Source organism: Domibacillus iocasae (genome assembly GCF_001750285.1).
Lineage (GTDB): Bacteria > Bacillota > Bacilli > Bacillales > Domibacillaceae > Domibacillus > Domibacillus iocasae.
In genome coordinates, this window is the sequence record NZ_MAMP01000002.1 from 111,958 (window position 1) to 130,657 (window position 18,700).

An 18,700-nucleotide genomic window follows, 5' to 3' on the forward strand; every position below is an offset into this window, starting at 1 on the left:
ATCAGCTTCCTCTATATACTTGATAACCCCACGGCGAGATAAGAAGCGGAATATGATAATGCGCTTCAGCCTCCGACAGACTAACTCTTACAGATACCCGATTTAAAAAAGGCGGACCCTCACTATTCATTTCCTTTTGCCCGAAATAAGTTCCAATGTGGTACAGAAGTTCATATTCTCCCGCTTTGAATTCATCCGCTGAAACGAGCGGTTCACTTACCCGCCCATCAGCATTGGTAACCGATTGTGTGATTTTTTTCTTTTCCGCCCCACTTCCGAAAAAAAAGACCTCTACGGCAACCCCAGCTGCCGGCTGTCCGTGAGTTAAATCCAAAATATGCGTCGTTAACGCAGGCATTTGCTCGCCTCCTCTTCCATGACAATATCTGTTATTCGAAAATAGGCGATTTTGAATACTTCATTTAATGCGGTGTCAAATTCAGTATTCCTATCATTTTGTAAACGCATTTCCATCTGACGATAAATTTCTTCTTTCGTTTTGCTTCGCACAGCAATAATAAAAGGAAAAGCAAATTTCTCTGTATAAGCCTCATTCAGCATTGAGAATTGGTCAAATTCGGTTTTGGTCATTGATGTTAATCCAGCATCTGTCTGTTCTTTTACTGATGCATCGGTCATTTTTATTTTCGCTCCAAGATTCGGATGGTTCCGCAGCAGGGACAGCTGGTCAGAAGCAGTGGATTCCTGTACGATCGATGCCATCTTTTCGTATAAAGATTTCACCGAATGAAACGGACGGTCACGCGCAGCCTGCTCCGCCACCCAGAGCGAATGCTCAAATACTCCACCAAAATGCTGAACGAAAGAAACTTTCTTCATTTGATTCACAGACTGCATCGTCAGCAATGTCGAACACCCTCTTTTTATAACTTTATTGTGTAATAATATATAACATAACATAAGTTTACAAAGAAATTCGTGTATTGTCATTAGTTATAATCACTAAATAATAAATTATTTTCTGCTTTTTTTACAAAAAAGCCTTAATTTATGTTATAAATTATAACATAAATTATTTTTCGGAGGGATTTTAGTGAAATTAAAAACACTGCTTGCCCATGCCCCCTTTCACGATTTAAAGTTGACTGCTGGTGAAAAAGGCGTTTCAAATGATATCACAAACATCACAATGATGGACGCTCCTGATATTCTCCCTTATTTAAAACCGAATGATTTACTTGTCACAACAGGCTATCACGTAAAAGATGAGCCTGCTGAATTAACCCGCCTCATTGAACAAATGGCTCAAAAAAGTTGTGCTGCATTGTTTATCAAAACAAAACGCTTTTTCGGTGAACTTCCCTCTGAAGCTATTCGACTTGCAAATGACCTTAAGTTTCCCATTGTTGAAATTCCTGAAAGCTGGTCACTTGGCGAAACCGTCAATCAAATGCTGAATGTAATTCTCGACAAACGAACAAGTGAATTGCGCAGTGCGATCGATACGCATAAGCTTTTTTCAAGTCACATTATGAGTGGAAAAGGCTTAAATGCGCTGCTTGCCAATTTAACTGAACTGACCGGCCACCGCACATTTTTATGCACATCTTACTTCAGTCCTATCGCGGGAGATCGAACGCTTGCCGAGGTGCTTTCTCCCTTTAAAAAATGGTCATCACAGCACGGCTCTTTTTTATCGCCCAGCGCCGCTTTTACTGCTTTCAGTACACTGGATCAAAAAGAAGACTATACGTTGTTCCCTGTTTATACATACGAGAAAAAAGCGGCACTGCTCTTGATCGAAGGACCTATTTATATGACAGAACATGTAAAACTGCTAACGATTGAGCAGGCACTGAACGTAATTTCGTTTGAACTTCTAAAGGAAGATGCCGTTAAACAGTTTACACGCCGCATCCGTAATGAATTTTTTTCAAATTTTTTAGATGATGCTTTTTCAAGCGAGGAAGAAGCCATTAGCCGGGCGAGAGAATTCGACTTGCCACTGAAGCAGAAATACATTTGCGCCGCCGGGCGTATCGATGCACCGGAAGAAGAATGGTCTTATTACACAAACCAAAAAGAGCTGGACGCGATTTATTACTTTTTCGAAAAAGAATTACACACAATGGATGTGCCGTGTTATTTATTCACAAAAGGAGAAACGCTGATTCTTTTATTAAAAGCGCCAGAACACGTGAAAGATACCCACTCGTTTACCGCTTCTTTTTTGCAAAAGCTGCAAAGCCGAATGAGCCGCGAACTTGATGCAACGATGTCATTTGGTGTCAGCCATCTTTGCTCTTCGCTTCTATTTATCCGCCAGGGGTATAAAGAAGCGCGCGACGCCTTGAAAACGAATCGGCTGTCAAGCGGGCCGTCATCGGTTCATTTCCATCGGACAAAAGATGTGAGTGAGTTGCTGCGCCTGCTGCCGGCAAAAGACTTATCACAGTTTTATAAGCATACTGTTCAGCAGCTCAAGCTCAGCAATTTAGAAGAAGAGAAGTCCCTGCTTGATACACTATTTGTTTATATGGAAAGCCACTGCCACATTTCCGAAACAGCCAAACGGCTGTTTGTTCACCGCAATACGGTCGTCTACAGGCTGGAAAAATGTGAGGAACTGCTCGGTATTTCACTGAAGGATCCCGACTTTTCCCTGCAAATCCGCCTCGCTTTACGCATTAAACACTTATTGAATGCATAAAAGAAGCCCGGAGATTTTTCTCCAGGCTTCTTTTACATATAATAGTAATATCGTTCATCGTTTTTTTCTTTATCAAGAGGGCATTGAATTCCAGTGCGCCGGACAATAATAGCATTGAGTGCCAGCCTCAGCTGATCATCACTTAAACCATCCATTAAGTGAAGCGGTGCTGTCGCTTTTACATTGCTTAAAAACTGTAGTGCCAGTGTCAAAAGTGCGTCGCCGCCACTCGTTATACTCTGATCTACTAGTGTATCGGGCCACAAAAAACGGCCGTCTTTTAAGTGGATATACGGACTGACTTTTTTTCGCAATTCTCGGTCTCCCGTAATTAAAAACACAAACGCAAGCTTTGACCGCTCCGCCTGCTGCATAGCAGGCATCGAGGACCGCGCCAGCTCAAAACGGCTCTGATGCTGTTCATTTAAAAACTGTATATTCATGATGCAGCCTCCTTATGATCGTCATTATTTTAATTTAATCATGATTTTATATTTCTAGCCGAATTAATGTGAGGTTTCCTCACACAAAAGTTGAACCTTAATGTATAACTCCCTATGATGAACATATACTTTTCGTATATCCTTAACGATACGGGTTAAGGGTTTCTACTCGGAACCGTAAATTCCAGGCTACGAAAAAATTGGCACAGTGCTGATTTTTTCGTGGCTTTTTTTAATGAACTGGAGGAATAAAATGAGCAGATTATTAATTAAAAATGCGCAAATTGTAACGATGAACACAAAGGAAGAAATTATTAAAGGAGACCTTTTAATTAAAGAAGACCGGATAGAATCAATTGGGCTTTCTCTCAAGGAGACTATAGCTGACCGCGTCATTGATGCATCCGGGCGGACTATTATTCCCGGGTTTGTTCAAACACACATTCACTTATGCCAGACACTGTTTCGTGGAAAAGGGGATGACCTTGAATTGATGGATTGGCTGAAAAAACGGATTTGGCCGCTTGAAGCGTCCCATGATGAAGAATCCATTTATTATTCCGCCATGCTCGGAATCGGTGAACTGCTGCAAAGCGGCACAACGACAATTGTGGATATGGAAACAGTCAGCCATACGGATTACGCTTTTCGCGCTATTGCCGAAAGCGGTATCCGCGCCATATCCGGCAAAGTGATGATGGATAAAGGCAACGAGGTGCCAGTTGGACTGCAGGAAAAAACAGCGGAATCCATTCAGGAAAGTGTCGATTTACTGGAGAAATGGCATATGTATGACAGCGGACGCATTCAATACGCTTTTTCACCTCGATTTGTCGTTTCCTGTACAGAAGAATTGTTAAGAGAAGTGCAGAAACTGTCCACTCACTACAACGTAAAAGTGCATACACACGCTTCTGAAAACAAAGGGGAAATTGCCATTGTTGAGCAGGAAACGGGGATGCGAAACGTCGTCTACCTTGATCACCTCGGTCTTGCCAACGAGCGGCTCATTTTAGCCCACTGCATTTGGCTTGATGAACAAGAAAAACAGATCATTAAAGAGCGCGGCGTCCACGTCAGCCACTGTCCAGGCTCGAATTTAAAGCTCGCTTCCGGTGTCGCCGACGTTCCAGGGCTGCTCGATGCCGGATCATCGGTTAGCCTCGGTGCGGACGGGGCCCCGTGCAACAACAATTTGGATATGTTCAACGAAATGCGTCTCGCCGCTCTTATTCAAAAGCCGATTCACGGACCGACCAGCATGAACGCCCGCACCGTTTTTAAAATGGCGACAATCGGCGGCGCCCGCGCTGTCGGGATGGATCACGAAATCGGCAGCATTGAAATCGGCAAAAAAGCGGACTTGGCGATTTTAAACTTAAATCATTTCCATACATTTCCCTCCTACGATGTCGATCCCATTTCACGCATCGTTTATTCCGCCACTCGAGCCGATGTGGAGACGACGATCGTCAACGGCAGGATTGTGATGGAAAAAGGTCTTATGAAAACAGTTGACAAAGAAACTGTACTGAAAGAAGCAGATGCATCAATTAAACGACTGCTCAGTCGGACAGCTATCGTCAGTTAAACTATCCAAAAAAAGGCGGTCCCATCTCATTGGCAGGCTCACCTTTTCTTTATTAAAGATGTTTTTCATTGTTGAATTGTTTTGTAACGCCGATACTATTTTTTACCGGCGTTAGCATGATTTATTCCGGCGCTATTCGTATTTTTTCCGGACCTGCACATAAAAAAACGGCTCAAACAGTAAAGGTTTGAGCCGTTTCAAATTATAATTTATAAACCCGCGCTTCGTATGGATTTAAGATGAGTTCACCCGGCGGATTTTCTTCCGGCACTGTATAGTTGTGCAGCATTAAATGAGCAAAATCATACGCGATACCGTCCAATTTCCGAACCGGAACCGGCTGATCCGATAAGTTGCTGAGTACGATCACTTTTTCACTGCCAAGCTTCCGCGTATACGCAAACAAACGCGTATCTTCTTCCAAGACTATATCGTATGTGCCATATGTGAAAATATCATTCTCTTTTTTCATTTTGATCATTTTTTTATAAAAGTTCAAAATTGAGCCTTCGCTTTGCAGCTGGGCCTCGACGTTAATATTCTTATAATTTTCATTTAATTTAATCCATGGCCTGCCTGTTGTAAAACCGGCATTTTCTTCGGCGGACCATTGCATCGGCGTGCGTGAGTTGTCACGGCTTGAATGCCAAATGATTTCCATCATTTCATCATGGTGAATCCCGGCACCGATACCAAGGCGATACATGTTTTTCGTCCGGACATCATTGTAATCGTTAATATCTTCGTACTTCACATTTGTCATGCCGATTTCCTGACCTTGATAAATGAACGGTGTCCCCTGCATTAAGAAATAAACCGCTGCAAAAGCTGTTGCACTTTCACACCAATACTCACGGTCGTTCCCCCACGTAGACACGACGCGCGCTTTGTCATGGTTTTCAATAAAAAGCGCGTTCCACCCTTTGTTTTCGAGAGCTTTTTGCCACTTCGTCATCACTTCTTTATAGCCTGGAATATCGAGACCCGTTTTCGTTTCCGCATTCCACAGTTCAAGGTGTTCAAATTGAAAAATCATGTTGAACTTTCCTTTTTCCTCGTCCACCCATTCATCAACGTCATCCGCTGTTACACCATTCGCTTCACCGACAGTCATAATATCATACTTCGCAAATGTTTCAGCTTTTAATTCTTCAAGAAGGGGCTGAATGCCTTTTACGTTCATATGGTGGTCAAAAGACGGAACATATTTGAGCTCATTTGGATTTGGCATATCAATTAAGCCTTCTACCTTTTTAATGTGGCTGATCGCATCCACGCGGAAGCCATCGATGCCTTTATCCAGCCACCAATTGACCGTTTCGTATAGTGCCTGGCGCACATCCGGGTTCTCCCAGTTTAAATCCGGCTGCTTTTTTGAGAAAAGATGCAGGAAAAACTGCTCGGTCGTCTGATCATATTCCCAAGCCGAGTCTCCGAAAATACTTTCCCAGTTGTTCGGCTCTGCACCATTTTTCCCATCACGCCAAATGTACCAGTCACGTTTTGGATTGTCTTTAGACGAACGTGATTCAATAAACCATGGATGTTCATCACTTGTATGATTGATGACGAGGTCAAGAATGAGTTTCATGCCGCGCACATGCACTTCCTTTAAGAGTTCGTCAAAATCCTCCATCGTCCCAAATTCATCCATAATTTCCTTGTAATCGCTAATATCATAGCCGTTGTCATCGTTCGGTGATTCAAACATTGGGCAAATCCAAATAACATCAATGCCAAGGTCTTTTAAGTAATCAAGCTTCGAAATCACCCCTTGAATATCTCCAATGCCATCTCCGTTTGAATCCATAAAGCTGCGCGGGTAAATTTGATACGCGACCGCTTCTTTCCACCATACTTTGTTCATAAAGCGTCCCCCAAGTCTTCTAGAATATTTCCTACGTGTATTTTAGCACGGAATGCAAAAAAAGAATGCGAAGGCTGAAAGTTTCTCTCATGACCTTTTCCGTCTGCGCTTCATGCGTACAAGCATTTTTCAGTTATTCAACATGACTTAATATAAACATGAAAAATACTTGTGCAATCGTTTTCTCTAAAACATTCATTTTCATGATTTAAGAAAAATAATTTTTATACTGATTCCCATTTTTAAATTTTTAAAACAAAAACGCCCTCTTTATTAAAAGTTTTTCACACTCACCCCTACCAAATGAAAGCGGGTGTATGAGAATAAAATTTACGCAAACGATTTTTTAAATATTTTTTAAAAAATTAACTTTTAGCAAAATGAAAACATATACGATTTTGCTATTAAGTCTAAAAGCTGATAATCCAACGACATCGAATATTCAAGTGTGTGGATATGCGTAACTTACACAACGTCTATACGCCCAGAGTGCATATTTCGCTGCCTGCCGCCTGTGTGGCAAAGATCAATAAGTGGATGTAGGAAAGTAAGCAGGGTAATCGCGTTCATGGTTCATCCGGAAGACCCTTACTCATTACGAACTGTTTATTAAAGAAAACCAGGAGAGCGGTGACTACTACCTGATTTGTGACGGCAGCTGGATCAATGAATGGTGAACTCAGTCCCAAAAGCCGGTCTGGTCTCATATTGGTGTCTATGAAAACGTGCTCTCCTTATGGCGCAGCATTATTATCGAAGAACGCCGGCCCGCTTTGAGTAAAAGCAAGGAACTTTCCTATACTCTTCCCTAGTCTTTATGCTTTTATATTGAGCGGGCCGCCAACGAAACAGGCACCGATTTAATGCGGCCGTATGATGCGTTATATTGTAGAACATGCTCTCAGTACATTTAAAATAGAGGACGTCGCGCTTCATGCCGGGTTGAGCGTATCGCGTTCTATTCATCTTTTTAAAAGCAGTACCCATAAAACAATGTTTGAATACACGCATGAAATACGGCTGTCCTCTGCCATTGACCGAATGACCGGCATGAAGATGACCCTTGAACATATCGCGGAAAAATGTGGATTTGGTTCTTATCCTTATTTTCATAAAGTTTTTAAAAAGAAATACGTCATGTCACCCGGCGTTTACCGGCGGACCGGCTCCCAAAGACCAAAAAGCCGCTTCAGGAATTGGATATCTGAGCAGCTTTCCTATCCAATTCCACCATCGTTTTTTCTTCTCTATAAACTTTTAAAAAATCCTCCGTAATCAGCAGCACATTTTCCGAGTTGTTGTAAATGATCGTATTCTCCGGCACATGAACGTTTTCTACCACGATGGCCTGCTCAATGTATGAACCGGTTCCAATTTTTGCATTCGGCATGATCACGGAATCTTTAATGAAAGCATTTTTCGCTACTTTTACGCCTTGTGATAAAACAGAATGCTGAATTTCTCCATCAACGAGGCAGCCTTCATTGATAATAGAACGTTTAACAACGGCGTTTTGTCCCATCACTTGCGGTGGAAAGTTTTCGTTCACTGAAAAAATGCGCCAGGAATAGTCGTACAAGTCCAATTGATGGTCACTTTCCAATAAGTCCATATTCGCTTCCCACAAGCTTTTGACCGTTCCGACATCTTTCCAGTAGCCTTTAAACGGATACGCAGCCAGTTTTTGTTGATCCGCAAGCATGGCAGGTATTATATCGTTTCCGAAATCATTTGAAGAATCCGGATTGTTCGCATCCTGCTCTAAATATTTTTTCAAAACGGACCATTTAAAGATGTAAATACCCATGGAGGCAAGGTTGCTTTCTGGATGATCCGGCTTTTCATCAAACCGCGTGACATTATTCAATTCATCGATATTCATGATACCGAACCGGTTCGCTTCCTCCCATGGAACTTCAATAACAGAAATGGTCGCATCGGCTTCTTTTTCAATATGATATTGAAGCATTAAGTTGTAGTCCATTTTGTAAATGTGGTCGCCTGACAAGATCAAGACGTTTGCAGGCTCATACTGCTTGAGATAATGAAGGTTTTGATAAATGGCACTGGCCGTTCCAGTATACCAATTGACGTCTGAAGCGCTTGCATATGGCGGGAGAACAGTAACGCCGCCTTTATGGCGATCAAGATCCCACGCGCTTCCGTTTCCGATATATGTATTTAAAACAAGCGGCTGGTATTGCGTTAACACACCGACCGTATGTATGCCGGAATTGGCACAATTAGAAAGAGGAAAATCAACAATGCGGTATTTCCCGCCAAACGGTACGGCTGGTTTCGCCACGTTTTCCGTTAATTCTTTTAACCTGCTTCCTTTGCCGCCCGCTAAGAGCATTGCTACGCATTGTTTTTTTGCCATTCTTTGTTCTCCTTTTCCTTTTATTGTGATGAGCTTTTCTTGTTATTGAATGACTGAGTATATTCTTGCTTTATATAGATGAAGTAACTCTCTTGTAGTCAATTCTTCCGTATACGGATACTTGCTAAAAGCAGCTGTTTTTCTCTTTTTGGAAGAGATAATGTTATCACGGTTTTATTATCACTATAATTTAGTATGATCAGCCATATTGTGCCCTCATTTTTCCGTGTATACACATATATAATGGCTCTTTTCTTTAGATATTTTTCTAAAAAAAGGCAAATAAAAAAGCCCAAATAGGGCCTTTTTAAATTCTCCACTATTCAGGATACAGTTCATATAAAAGATTTATTTTTTACAACTTTTATTTTTCTCCTTTAAATACAATTGGTATAACCGTTTTAATATAGTGAATATTTAAATGAATGTGCTGCTCCGCCTTCCTGTCAAAAAAGAGTATATTATTTGTTCATCATTTCCCGTCCGATCCTTCTTTCCTGCAATATCTTATAGTTTTTTTCCGCCTGTTTCATAAGGGAATAGTATCGAGATTCAAGCTGCTTCTCTGCTTCTTCGATTGTAAGGCCAGGTGTCCATATTTCCTGTGGTTCTTCTACTGCTATCTCCAGGGGAGCAGCATCACTTGACTTGTCTATTGTTGAATCCGTATCCTTTTCTGCTTTGCTTGTTTTCACTCTTTTTCTTGCTTGGCTTTTTTGGGCGTGCTTTTGATTAATTGAAGAATTTTCTAAGGAGTCGTTGATAACTTTATTTCTTGGTTTAGCAAAAGGTTTACTCGTAATATGCTTATAAGAATCGGTTTCGACTTTTTCGGCAGCTGGTATTGGCTGAGTCAACTGCTCTATTTGGTTATGGTCAAATGATATATTTCCCTTTTTTTCATCGTACTGTTTGCTTAATTTTTCGTCCTCATAATCAGCAGAAACAGTTGTTGTTGTATTTTCCTCAGTCACTGCTTCCTTGTCGATCTCAACAGTAATTTGGGAACTTTCAAGATTTTGTGCGTCTTTTATTTGTTTTGAGGGCTCCTTTACCTGTTTTTCCACTTCTTTTTCCATTGTACCTTTCAAGAAAGCTTCATTTTCACTCCTCTCATCTTTTGCTTCTATCTGAGTGGGAGGTTCTTTTTCACCATGCTGATCCGCTCCTGTATCTTTCGAAGACGCTTCATTTTCACTCCTCTCATCCTTTGCTTCTATCTGAGAGGAAGATTCTTTTTCACCATGCTGATCCCTTCCTTTAACGCCAGCAAATTCATACACACCTGGAAATATGTTAATAATACTTGCATTTTGCATAATAATTGTTTCTTCTTCACTAATTAAAATAAGGTGATCATCAAAAACTCTGCTTAGAAAGCCTGTGATAAGCTGATCATTATAGCAATTGACCGTTACCCAGCTGTACTTGCACTGCTCCAAAATTTCATGAAGCTGTTCTGTCTGTAAATAATCCTGTCTAACCGTGTTTGCCTGCAAATCTTTCACATTTTTTGAAACTGATTTTATTTGCGCAAGTTGATAGTAAATGTATTTTCCTTCTGTATTCTGTAAAATTAAATAATCTTTCTTAACATCGACTATTGTTCCTTTCATTAATGTCCCATCGTGTGAAAAGACGCCTACTGAATAGCCGATAAACGATTTAAGTGTATCTGAAAAAAAAGGGTTTGACATTTCCCATCCCCCTCGCATAAACTGAAACTTTTTTTATTCATAAGGGCCCCTTGGAAAAAGAAAATACGCAGAATCACTTATTCCCTTTCTCATCAAAAAGAGAATCCTTTTTTCTAGTGAACATACCTGAAAGTAAATTATTTGCTTTCTGTTTTTTCAGTTTCTTCCTTTTTTTCTTTCTCCCACTCCTCAATTTTTAAATCATATCCGATGTTTTTAATGTGGAACGTTGATGCACGAACAACTTCTTCATTACTAATAATTGTGACATAATCGTCATTACAGTCATCAAGGACCCCTTCATATTTCTCATATCCACCCTGGTTGATCGTCACCCATTTGTATTTTAAATTGTTTAAGACTTCTGTAAATACTTTTCCGCCTGTATACATATAATCTTTAGGATTGAGGAGATCGAATTCGAGTCCTTTCTTTGTTTTGTCCGTTAAGCTTTTAACGTGATGACCTTTATAGTAAAGAACACCATCTTCTTTAGTAAGAAGCACAAAGTAATCTTCCTCTGCTGCCAGCAATTGTCCGACCCTAGGGTCATCTCCGCTGCAATTAACTTTGACTACTTTACCAACTAATGACCTTAGAATTTCATTATTCATCGATCTTCTCCTCCTGATTAGACAGTCCTTTTAATTATATGCAGAAAGAGGGATAAGGTACTGCTTCATTAATCAGGTATTCTGTTTTTTATATATTTAGATAGACCGCCAAAATATTGCGTATTTTGACAACACATACTTTGCACGTTCCTGTTTATGCTGCAGAATCACTGATTATCCACACAGATATCCACAATGAAGAAAAGATCAATTAAGACCATCCGCTGCTTTTTAATAAGCGCTTTATCTAATTAAAAAGCCCGTTTTGAATCAAAGAGAGTTGGATTCAAAACGGGCTTTTTTATATTTGCGTTACGCAGATGCTGTCTTCGTCCCCAACTTCCATCGTCTGCACAAGTTGAGTTCCGCTAAAAAACTCACGAATAATCGCTTCGTCTGAATGGGGAATATATTCTCCCTCTACAATCTGGCATCCGTTAATACAGCCGCTTGTCAACAAAACAATATCATTCGGTTTACTTTGTTCAAGCGCTTTGATGACTCCTTCTCTGCGTGTATCAGCTGTAAAAATCGGTTCTGCAGGATTTGAAAATCCATTTAAAACGTGTTGAATCACCTTTTTTGGATCATTGAAGCCAGGATGATCAACAGTAACCACGATGGCATCCGCTTTTCCTTCCGCAGCCCGTGCCATTTTTGGCATTTTGCCGAAATCACGGATTCCGATGCCTGCAATCATCGCAATAAGGCGGTTGTGCGGAATATGACGCACTTGCGTTAAAATCTGATCAAGTGCCACTGGTGTATGGGCATAGTCAATAACAATCTTCCGGTTTTCCGGTGCATGAATTACTTGAAACCGTCCTTCTGCCTGCTTCATATTAGGAAGCACAGAAACAATCTCTTCCATATTAATGCCGAGTGACAAAGCGGCTGCAATAGCCGCAGTGAGGTTTCCTGCGTTATATTCACCATACAGCGGAACAGATACAATATATTTATTTTCTTCATAATAAATAGTATATATCATTCCCTGCTCATGATGGTGGCAGTCTGTCCAAATTAAATCCGCATTTGATAGAAGATTTTGACTGTAAGTGATTACCTGTTTGGGAGCCGACCGCAAGATGTCTTCTGCCATGCCGACATCATCTAAGTTTACGATGCTGACAGCCGCCTGCTGAAACAAAAGCAGCTTGGACTTTTTATAGTGCTCCATCGTTTTATGATATTCCAGGTGCTCTTCAGAAAAATTTGTATGAATCGCGATATCAAATTGAATGCCCGCTACCCGCTTCTGATCGAGTGCAATCGAAGATACTTCCATTGCAGCCGCTTTATGATATGTCCGGTGAAGTTCATGAAAAATGTGATGGACATCCACAGACATCGGTGTGGTTGGCGTGCTTTTGTCAAAGTCCATTTTCCCATTAGATTTCCATATACCTGTCGTCCCGAGCATACCGCACGGAATATGAAGCAGATTAAACAGATGCTGCACGTATGTCGAAACGGTCGTTTTTCCATTTGTCCCTGTTACTCCGACTTTAATCAGCCGTTCCTGAATGTTTCCATAAAAATAATCAGCCACATGGGCCATGGCCTCCCTGGCATCCTCTACCAGCACAAATGTTACATGTGGATACTGTGCTGAAAATTGACTAAGAATGTCTTCATCCGTACCGATAATGACAGATGCCTCTAACTCAATAGCCTGCTTTATATACATATGCCCATCCGTATTCTCACCCATAATGGCGACAAAAGCGAATTGTGGTTTCACAAGCTGGGAATTGTACGTAATGCCTGAAATGATCGGACTGGCTAAACCAAAGAGACGGAGTAATGTGACAGCTGGAATTTGCTCAAATGGAATGTGCATGGGCCGTTCCTTTCTTATTGGTTGTTTTTACCCTTACTTCCCCATTTCTGCTCTTTCTACTCCTTTTGTGAAGTCTTTGTGTGTTTTTCCGACTTTTTTTGACACATTTGTGATCTAAATGCTGTTTTTATCCGTTGGCTTTTTAACAATGGTATAGTGTGTATGAAAGATTTAAAAAATTGAGGTGAACACAATTGAAAAAGTTATCTGTATTTCTTTTTAGTTTATTATTTCTTTTTTCGTCATCTGTATCCGCTCATACCGGACTGGAAAGTTCTTCTCCGGCTGACGGTGAGACGATCACAGAACCTATACAGAACATTTCATTGACATTTGAAACGGTGATTGAAAACGGGAGCAGCTTTACATTAAGCAGCGAAGCCGAGGAAGTGCCTGTGGAAAATATCACTATAACTGACAATGTGCTAAGCGGAGCCATAGAAGAACCTCTTCAAAATGGAACTTATACGGTTGACTGGCGCATTATCGGCGAAGACGGACACTTAATTGAAGGAACGTACGGTTTTACCGTTTCAGCAGAACAAGCTGTTGAACCTTCAAAACAAGAAGCTAACACAGCCGAAGAGAATCCGGAAACAGTCGAAGAAGCACCCGCTATTGTACAGGAAGAATCAACATCGGCTGCCGGCACCATGCCGATCGTGCTTGGCGTGATCATTTTCGCCGCACTCATTGCAGCGATTGTATTAATGAGAAAAGGAAAAAAATAATGGCTCTTCTTTATGTTACAGAAACTCTTTTATACAGCTGTTTTTCTTTTTTAATGGGCGCCTTCACTCTACAGCTGCTTCCTGCAAACAAAAAGCCATCGATCCTCATTCGGGAACGGTGGCTTTATGCGGCTGTAGCGGGAGTTGGACTGTTTGCTTTTGTACCTGTAGCGATTCTTATTATAGAGATTTCACAAGGAAATGATCTTGCCGCTATTGCCCAATCCGTTATTTTCAGTTTCACCATCGGAAAAGCTTGGGCATTTACATTTGCTGTCGCTGTCTTCTTCGCGTTGTACCTTTTTACTTTTCCCGTTTTAACAGAAAAGCGGTTTACTATCGGCGCTCTCGTCTTCACCATTGTTCTTCTGTTCTCGATCGGCTGGTCGAGCCATGCCGCTTCCTTAACCGAATGGTCTGGCTTTCTTTCTCATTCCGTCCACTTTACGGCCGTTTCAGTCTGGACTGGCATTTTGATTGTGACAGGCTGGTTTTCAAAAGATCATGCTAACTGGCTGGCGTTTTTAAAATGGTTTTCACCTGTTGCGCTGATTTGTTTCGGCTTGACTATTGCTTCTGGATTTTTCATGATGACAGTGATTATGGACGTTAATAAGTATATCAGCTCATGGCCATTAAATTATGGACAAGCATTGCTCATTAAACATTTGTTTCTTTTGCCGATTTTGCTGTTTGCTTTTATCAACAGCGTTTTAATTAAAAAAAGACTTCAAAAAAAGCAAGAATTCAATCCAAAGCCTTGGGTAAAAGCAGAAAGCATTGTGCTCTTATTTATTTTTGTGACAACTGCTTTTCTTGGACAGCAGGAACCGCCGCACGCTTCAGCTGATATTACCCACTCCCCGTTGTTTGCTTATTTTTATAACGGCGCTATTCCGCCAGTCACGCCTGTTCAATTTGGCTGGTCATCAATGAGCACACTGTTTAGTATTGCCGCTGTTCTTTTTTCGGCTCTCAGCCTTTGGTCTTGGAAACAAAAAGCGGTCAGCATTACCTTTATCTTAAGTATGCTGCTTGTTTTTTTCGTGTATATGGCGCTTATAAGCGGGTTGCATTAAAACAGGATTTCTGGCTTTCTCAGAAATCCTGTTAGATTTTCTCACAATGTTTTTTTGCTTATTGAATCTATTTACAGCGATTTCACCTTAAGTCAAATTACTGTTTATTTTTTCTTTATATCCTTATAATAAAAGCAAAGAAAACGCTATCTAATTTCTTCTTGAAAACTCTCCCTCTTCTCTTTTGTGATTTTTAACAAATGAAGTTTCTTTTTTTAACATTCAAAACGATGTCATTTCTTCATTTTTCTCCTACAATAAAAATAACAAATACGAGAGGATGATCGAGATGTTAATCGGGGTTCCATCTGAGATTAAAAACAATGAAAACCGTGTAGCAATTACGCCATCGGGTGTAGCAACACTAGTAAACGCGGGACATGAAGTGATGATTGAAAAAGGAGCTGGACTTGGGAGCGGCTTCACAGATGCGGAATATGCGCAGTATGGAGCACAAGTCATCGATTCAGCGAAGGACGTTTGGGACCGGGCAAACATGGTAATGAAAGTTAAAGAACCACTTGCGTCTGAATATCAATACTTCCGTAAAGATCTTCTCCTTTTCACTTATTTACACCTCGCCGCTGAACCAGCGCTGACAAAAGCTTTAGTTGACAGCAGTGTAACAGGGATCGCTTATGAAACCGTTACAGTAAATGGTACATTACCACTCCTCTCTCCAATGAGTGAAGTTGCAGGCCGTATGTCGACACAAATCGGCGCTCAATTTTTGGAGAAAAATAATGGCGGAAAAGGTGTTCTTCTTGGCGGTGTTCCAGGTGTAAAACGAAGCCGCGTAACAATTATCGGCGGCGGCATGGTCGGTACAAATGCCGCTCGTATTGCGATTGGATTGGGAGCAGACGTCACAATTATCGATCTAAGCGCAGATCGCCTTCGCCAGCTTGAAGAAATTTTTGGCGGAAGTGTTCAAACACTTATGTCAAGTCCGCTAAACATCGCTGAATCCGTAAAAGAATCTGATCTCGTTATCGGTGCTGTCTTAATCCCAGGCGCTAAAGCACCAAAGCTGGTCACAGAAGAGATGGTCAAATCAATGTCACCAGGATCGGTTATCGTGGATGTTGCCATTGATCAAGGCGGCATTTTCGAAACCGTTGACCGGATCACAACACACACTAACCCAACTTATGAAAAACACGATGTCGTTCATTATGCGGTTGCAAACATGCCAGGAGCAGTTCCGCGCACATCCACCATTGCTTTAACAAACGTGACGGTTCCTTACGCGCTGCAAATCGCGAACAAAGGCTTCGAACAAGCAATTAAGCAAAATCCAGCCCTTGAGCGCGGTGTAAACACATATGGCGGCTATGTTACATATGAAGCAGTCGCCCGTGATTTAGGCTATGAAGGAAAAAGCATTAAAGAATTGCTTGACTCATTAACCGTTTGAAAACAAACAGGCTGTCTCCATTTTCAGAGACAGCCTGTTTGTTTTACAGCGTTCGATACTTTTTAGAAAAGTATTTAATTCAATCCACACTAAGGCGTAAATCGACAGCATTAAGCAGTCTTTACTTATACCTTGAGTGTGCACAATCCTTTTCAGCGCATCTCCCCGGTAATAAAACGGATAAAAAGCAGCTTCTATCTCGTTAATATAACGAAATAGAAACTGCTTTTTGATGATACCGGTGGCCGGGGTCGAACCGGCACTCCCGTGAAGGAACTGGATTTTGAGTCCAGCGCGTCTGCCAATTCCGCCACACCGGCATACTGTTGGAGCGGAAGACGGGATTCGAACCCGCGACCCCCACCTTGGCAAGGTGATGTTCTACCACTGAACTACTTCCGCACTTGAACAGAATATTATAGATGTTAGCTTTTAAAAGAAAATATTTCATAAAGAGAGGCCCTTCATTAAGAGTAACATTTGTCTTAATGAAGGGCAATTGATGCGGGTGAAGGGACTTGAACCCCCACGCCTTGCGGCGCCAGATCCTAAGTCTGGTGCGTCTGCCAATTCCGCCACACCCGCAATATATAAAATGGCTGGGCTAGAAGGATTCGAACCTTCGCGTGACGGAGTCAAAGTCCGTTGCCTTACCGCTTGGCTATAGCCCAAAGAAATATGGGGCGATCGAGGGGAATCGAACCCCCGAATGTCGGAGCCACAATCCGATGCGTTAACCACTTCGCCACGACCGCCATTATAACATATTATTTAATTGGCAGGGGCAGTAGGAATCGAACCCACACTGGAGGTTTTGGAGACCTCAGTTCTACCTTTAAACTATGCCCCTATAAAATGGTGGAGGGGGGCAGATTCGAACTGCCGAACCCGAAGGAGCGGATTTACAGTCCGCCGCGTTTAGCCACTTCGCTACCCCTCCATATAAAGAAAAAATCCAAATAAAAAATGGGCCTGAATGGACTCGAACCATCGACCTCACGCTTATCAGGCGTGCGCTCTAACCAGCTGAGCTACAGGCCCATTATATAATAATAATGGAGCGGGTGATGGGAATCGAACCCACGACATCAGCTTGGAAGGCTGAGGTTTTACCATTAAACTACACCCGCATGGTGTTTAAAATGGTGGCTCAGGACGGAATCGAACCGCCGACACAAGGATTTTCAGTCCTTTGCTCTACCAACTGAGCTACTGAGCCAAATAAAAAATGGCGGTCCGGACGGGACTCGAACCCGCGACCTCCTGCGTGACAGGCAGGCATTCTAACCAACTGAACTACCGGACCAAACGATTGCGGGGGCAGGATTTGAACCTGCGACCTTCGGGTTATGAGCCCGACGAGCTACCGAGCTGCTCCACCCCGCGATAATAAGAAATGAAAATGGAGGAGGAAAGGGGATTCGAACCCCTGCGCGGTTTGACCCGCCTGTCGGTTTTCAAGACCGATCCCTTCAGCCGGACTTGGGTATTCCTCCAACATACTATAAAATTGGTGGAGCCTAGCGGGATCGAACCGCTGACCTCCTGCGTGCAAAGCAGGCGCTCTCCCAGCTGAGCTAAGGCCCCATATAAAACGATCGGGAAGACAGGATTCGAACCTGCGACCCCTTGGTCCCAAACCAAGTGCTCTACCAAGCTGAGCTACTTCCCGGAATTAAACAGAATTGAACAAAATGTTCTGGCTTCTTTGTTGTACACAGGACGTGCACATTCATAGAAGAAATCCTAGTAAAAAGGATACTGCTACTGTTCTAAACATATGTATGGCGCGCCCGAGAGGACTCGAACCTCTAACCGCTTGATTCGTAGTCAAGTACTCTATCCAATTGAGCTACGGGCGCATTGCCGTTTTATTTCTTTTTAAAAATGGTGCCGAGAACCGGAATCGAACCGGTACGGTAGTCACCTACCGCAGGATTTTAAGTCCTGTGCGTCTGCCAGTTCCGCCACCCCGGCACGGGATTAAATTTGGAGCGGAAGACGGGATTCGAACCCGCGACCCCCACCTTGGCAAGGTGATGTTCTACCACTGAACTACTTCCGCACTTGAACAGGATGTTCTGGGTTCTCCGTTGCACACAGGACGTGTGCGCTTTTAGGAGAAGTTCCTATTCCAAGGATATTCTGACTTCTGCGTTATACACAAGATGTGCATGCTCTTAGCAGAATTTCCTTAATTAGAGCTGCTTTACGGTTCGAAAAAAACGTAAAGTGCGGGTGAAGGGACTTGAACCCCCACGCCTTGCGGCGCCAGATCCTAAGTCTGGTGCGTCTGCCAATTCCGCCACACCCGCAATATAAAATGGTGAGCCAAGAAGGACTAGAACCTTCGACCCTCTGATTTAA

14 protein-coding genes, 19 tRNA genes and 1 riboswitch are annotated in these 18,700 nt (G+C 42.2%); of the genes, 6 read left to right on the forward strand and 27 right to left on the reverse strand.

The features are described from left to right. Position 1: 1 nt before the first annotated feature. Both uraH and uraD read right to left on the reverse strand, forming a co-directional pair. Positions 2–358 (reverse strand): hydroxyisourate hydrolase, encoded by a 357-nt coding sequence (gene uraH / locus BA724_RS01830; protein ID WP_069937001.1) that lies wholly within the window; start codon positions 356–358, stop codon positions 2–4. Beyond that, positions 346–858, reverse strand: a complete 513-nt coding sequence (gene uraD, locus BA724_RS01835) for a 2-oxo-4-hydroxy-4-carboxy-5-ureidoimidazoline decarboxylase (RefSeq protein ID WP_245676120.1) — start codon at positions 856–858, stop codon at positions 346–348. The genes uraH and uraD overlap by 13 nt, the downstream gene beginning before the upstream one ends. A 196-nt stretch (positions 859–1,054) precedes the next feature. On the opposite strand from uraD, the gene BA724_RS01840 reads away from it, so the two are divergent. After that, positions 1,055–2,671 carry a PucR family transcriptional regulator gene (locus BA724_RS01840; RefSeq protein WP_069937002.1) on the forward strand — a complete coding sequence of 539 codons (1,617 nt, stop codon included), beginning with the start codon at positions 1,055–1,057 and terminating at the stop codon, positions 2,669–2,671. Between the two features lie 32 nt (positions 2,672–2,703). Here BA724_RS01840 and BA724_RS01845 read toward each other — a convergent pair whose 3' ends face one another. Beyond that, positions 2,704–3,114, reverse strand: a complete 411-nt coding sequence (locus BA724_RS01845; protein WP_069937003.1) for a hypothetical protein — start codon at positions 3,112–3,114, stop codon at positions 2,704–2,706. A gap of 112 nt (positions 3,115–3,226) precedes the next feature. Beyond that, positions 3,227–3,326: riboswitch (purine riboswitch) on the forward strand. 41 nt (positions 3,327–3,367) lie between these two features. Between BA724_RS01845 and BA724_RS01850 the strand changes: the two genes are divergently transcribed. After that, positions 3,368–4,705, forward strand: coding sequence for a 5'-deoxyadenosine deaminase (locus tag BA724_RS01850; RefSeq protein WP_069937004.1), 1,338 nt, complete (start codon positions 3,368–3,370; stop codon positions 4,703–4,705). A 202-nt stretch (positions 4,706–4,907) separates the two neighbouring features. Here the strand turns inward: BA724_RS01850 and BA724_RS01855 are convergent, their stop codons facing one another. Beyond that, positions 4,908–6,572, reverse strand: coding sequence for a glycoside hydrolase family 13 protein (locus BA724_RS01855; protein WP_069937005.1), 1,665 nt, complete (start codon positions 6,570–6,572; stop codon positions 4,908–4,910). Between the two features lie 876 nt (positions 6,573–7,448). Here BA724_RS01855 and BA724_RS19170 point away from each other — a divergent pair. Further along, the gene (locus BA724_RS19170; protein WP_169818474.1) at positions 7,449–7,847 is read left to right on the forward strand and encodes a helix-turn-helix domain-containing protein; all 399 of its coding nucleotides are present in this window, start codon (positions 7,449–7,451) and stop codon (positions 7,845–7,847) included. On the opposite strand, the gene BA724_RS01860 is transcribed toward BA724_RS19170, so the two are convergent. The 4 genes from BA724_RS01860 to BA724_RS01875 form a co-directional block, all read right to left on the reverse strand. Continuing rightward, positions 7,762–8,952 (reverse strand): glucose-1-phosphate adenylyltransferase, encoded by a 1,191-nt coding sequence (locus BA724_RS01860; protein ID WP_069937006.1) that lies wholly within the window; start codon positions 8,950–8,952, stop codon positions 7,762–7,764. The genes BA724_RS19170 and BA724_RS01860 overlap by 86 nt on opposite strands. Positions 8,953–9,413: 461 nt before the next feature. After that, positions 9,414–10,667 carry a DUF2642 domain-containing protein gene (locus BA724_RS01865; RefSeq protein WP_083256003.1) on the reverse strand — a complete coding sequence of 418 codons (1,254 nt, stop codon included), beginning with the start codon at positions 10,665–10,667 and terminating at the stop codon, positions 9,414–9,416. A gap of 119 nt (positions 10,668–10,786) precedes the next feature. Next, positions 10,787–11,263 carry a hypothetical protein gene (locus BA724_RS01870; RefSeq protein WP_069937008.1) on the reverse strand — a complete coding sequence of 159 codons (477 nt, stop codon included), beginning with the start codon at positions 11,261–11,263 and terminating at the stop codon, positions 10,787–10,789. A gap of 301 nt (positions 11,264–11,564) precedes the next feature. Further along, on the reverse strand, positions 11,565–13,106 hold the full coding sequence (locus tag BA724_RS01875; RefSeq protein ID WP_069937009.1) for a UDP-N-acetylmuramoyl-L-alanyl-D-glutamate--2,6-diaminopimelate ligase: 1,542 nt from the start codon (positions 13,104–13,106) through the stop codon (positions 11,565–11,567). Positions 13,107–13,300: 194 nt separating this feature from the next. Between BA724_RS01875 and BA724_RS01880 the strand changes: the two genes are divergently transcribed. The 3 genes from BA724_RS01880 (at position 13,301) to ald (ending at position 16,333) form a co-directional block, all read left to right on the forward strand. Further along, entirely contained in the window at positions 13,301–13,837 is a 537-nt protein-coding gene (locus BA724_RS01880) for a copper resistance CopC family protein (protein WP_069937010.1), read from the forward strand. Beyond that, complete coding sequence (locus BA724_RS01885; protein WP_069937011.1) at positions 13,837–14,916, forward strand: copper resistance D family protein; 1,080 nt, start codon at positions 13,837–13,839, stop codon at positions 14,914–14,916. The genes BA724_RS01880 and BA724_RS01885 overlap by 1 nt, the downstream gene beginning before the upstream one ends. A 289-nt stretch (positions 14,917–15,205) precedes the next feature. Beyond that, the gene (gene ald, locus BA724_RS01890; RefSeq protein WP_069937012.1) at positions 15,206–16,333 is read left to right on the forward strand and encodes an alanine dehydrogenase; all 1,128 of its coding nucleotides are present in this window, start codon (positions 15,206–15,208) and stop codon (positions 16,331–16,333) included. Positions 16,334–16,569: 236 nt separating this feature from the next. Here the strand turns inward: ald and BA724_RS01895 are convergent. The 19 genes from BA724_RS01895 to BA724_RS01985 form a co-directional block, all read right to left on the reverse strand. After that, positions 16,570–16,653 (reverse strand) — tRNA-Leu (locus BA724_RS01895). Between the two features lie 7 nt (positions 16,654–16,660). Further along, positions 16,661–16,735, reverse strand: a tRNA-Gly gene (locus BA724_RS01900). A gap of 101 nt (positions 16,736–16,836) precedes the next feature. Next, positions 16,837–16,918: transfer RNA gene (locus tag BA724_RS01905), tRNA-Leu, on the reverse strand. An 11-nt stretch (positions 16,919–16,929) separates the two neighbouring features. Then, a tRNA-Gln gene (locus BA724_RS01910) sits at positions 16,930–17,004 on the reverse strand. An 8-nt stretch (positions 17,005–17,012) separates the two neighbouring features. Beyond that, a tRNA-His gene (locus BA724_RS01915) sits at positions 17,013–17,088 on the reverse strand. A gap of 21 nt (positions 17,089–17,109) precedes the next feature. Further along, positions 17,110–17,183, reverse strand: a tRNA-Trp gene (locus BA724_RS01920). 6 nt (positions 17,184–17,189) lie between these two features. Beyond that, positions 17,190–17,273 (reverse strand) — tRNA-Tyr (locus tag BA724_RS01925). Positions 17,274–17,300: 27 nt separating this feature from the next. Beyond that, positions 17,301–17,374 (reverse strand) — tRNA-Ile (locus BA724_RS01930). A gap of 15 nt (positions 17,375–17,389) precedes the next feature. After that, a tRNA-Gly gene (locus BA724_RS01935) sits at positions 17,390–17,463 on the reverse strand. A gap of 13 nt (positions 17,464–17,476) precedes the next feature. Then, positions 17,477–17,552, reverse strand: a tRNA-Phe gene (locus tag BA724_RS01940). 10 nt (positions 17,553–17,562) lie between these two features. Next, positions 17,563–17,639: transfer RNA gene (locus BA724_RS01945), tRNA-Asp, on the reverse strand. Positions 17,640–17,645: 6 nt separating this feature from the next. Next, a tRNA-Met gene (locus tag BA724_RS01950) sits at positions 17,646–17,719 on the reverse strand. A 17-nt stretch (positions 17,720–17,736) separates the two neighbouring features. After that, a tRNA-Ser gene (locus BA724_RS01955) sits at positions 17,737–17,829 on the reverse strand. A gap of 15 nt (positions 17,830–17,844) precedes the next feature. Continuing rightward, a tRNA-Ala gene (locus BA724_RS01960) sits at positions 17,845–17,920 on the reverse strand. An 11-nt stretch (positions 17,921–17,931) separates the two neighbouring features. Further along, a tRNA-Pro gene (locus BA724_RS01965) sits at positions 17,932–18,005 on the reverse strand. A gap of 113 nt (positions 18,006–18,118) precedes the next feature. After that, positions 18,119–18,195 (reverse strand) — tRNA-Arg (locus tag BA724_RS01970). A 26-nt stretch (positions 18,196–18,221) separates the two neighbouring features. Further along, positions 18,222–18,310: transfer RNA gene (locus BA724_RS01975), tRNA-Leu, on the reverse strand. Positions 18,311–18,323: 13 nt separating this feature from the next. Beyond that, a tRNA-Gly gene (locus tag BA724_RS01980) sits at positions 18,324–18,398 on the reverse strand. Between the two features lie 168 nt (positions 18,399–18,566). Continuing rightward, positions 18,567–18,648 (reverse strand) — tRNA-Leu (locus BA724_RS01985). Positions 18,649–18,700: the final 52 nt, after the last annotated feature.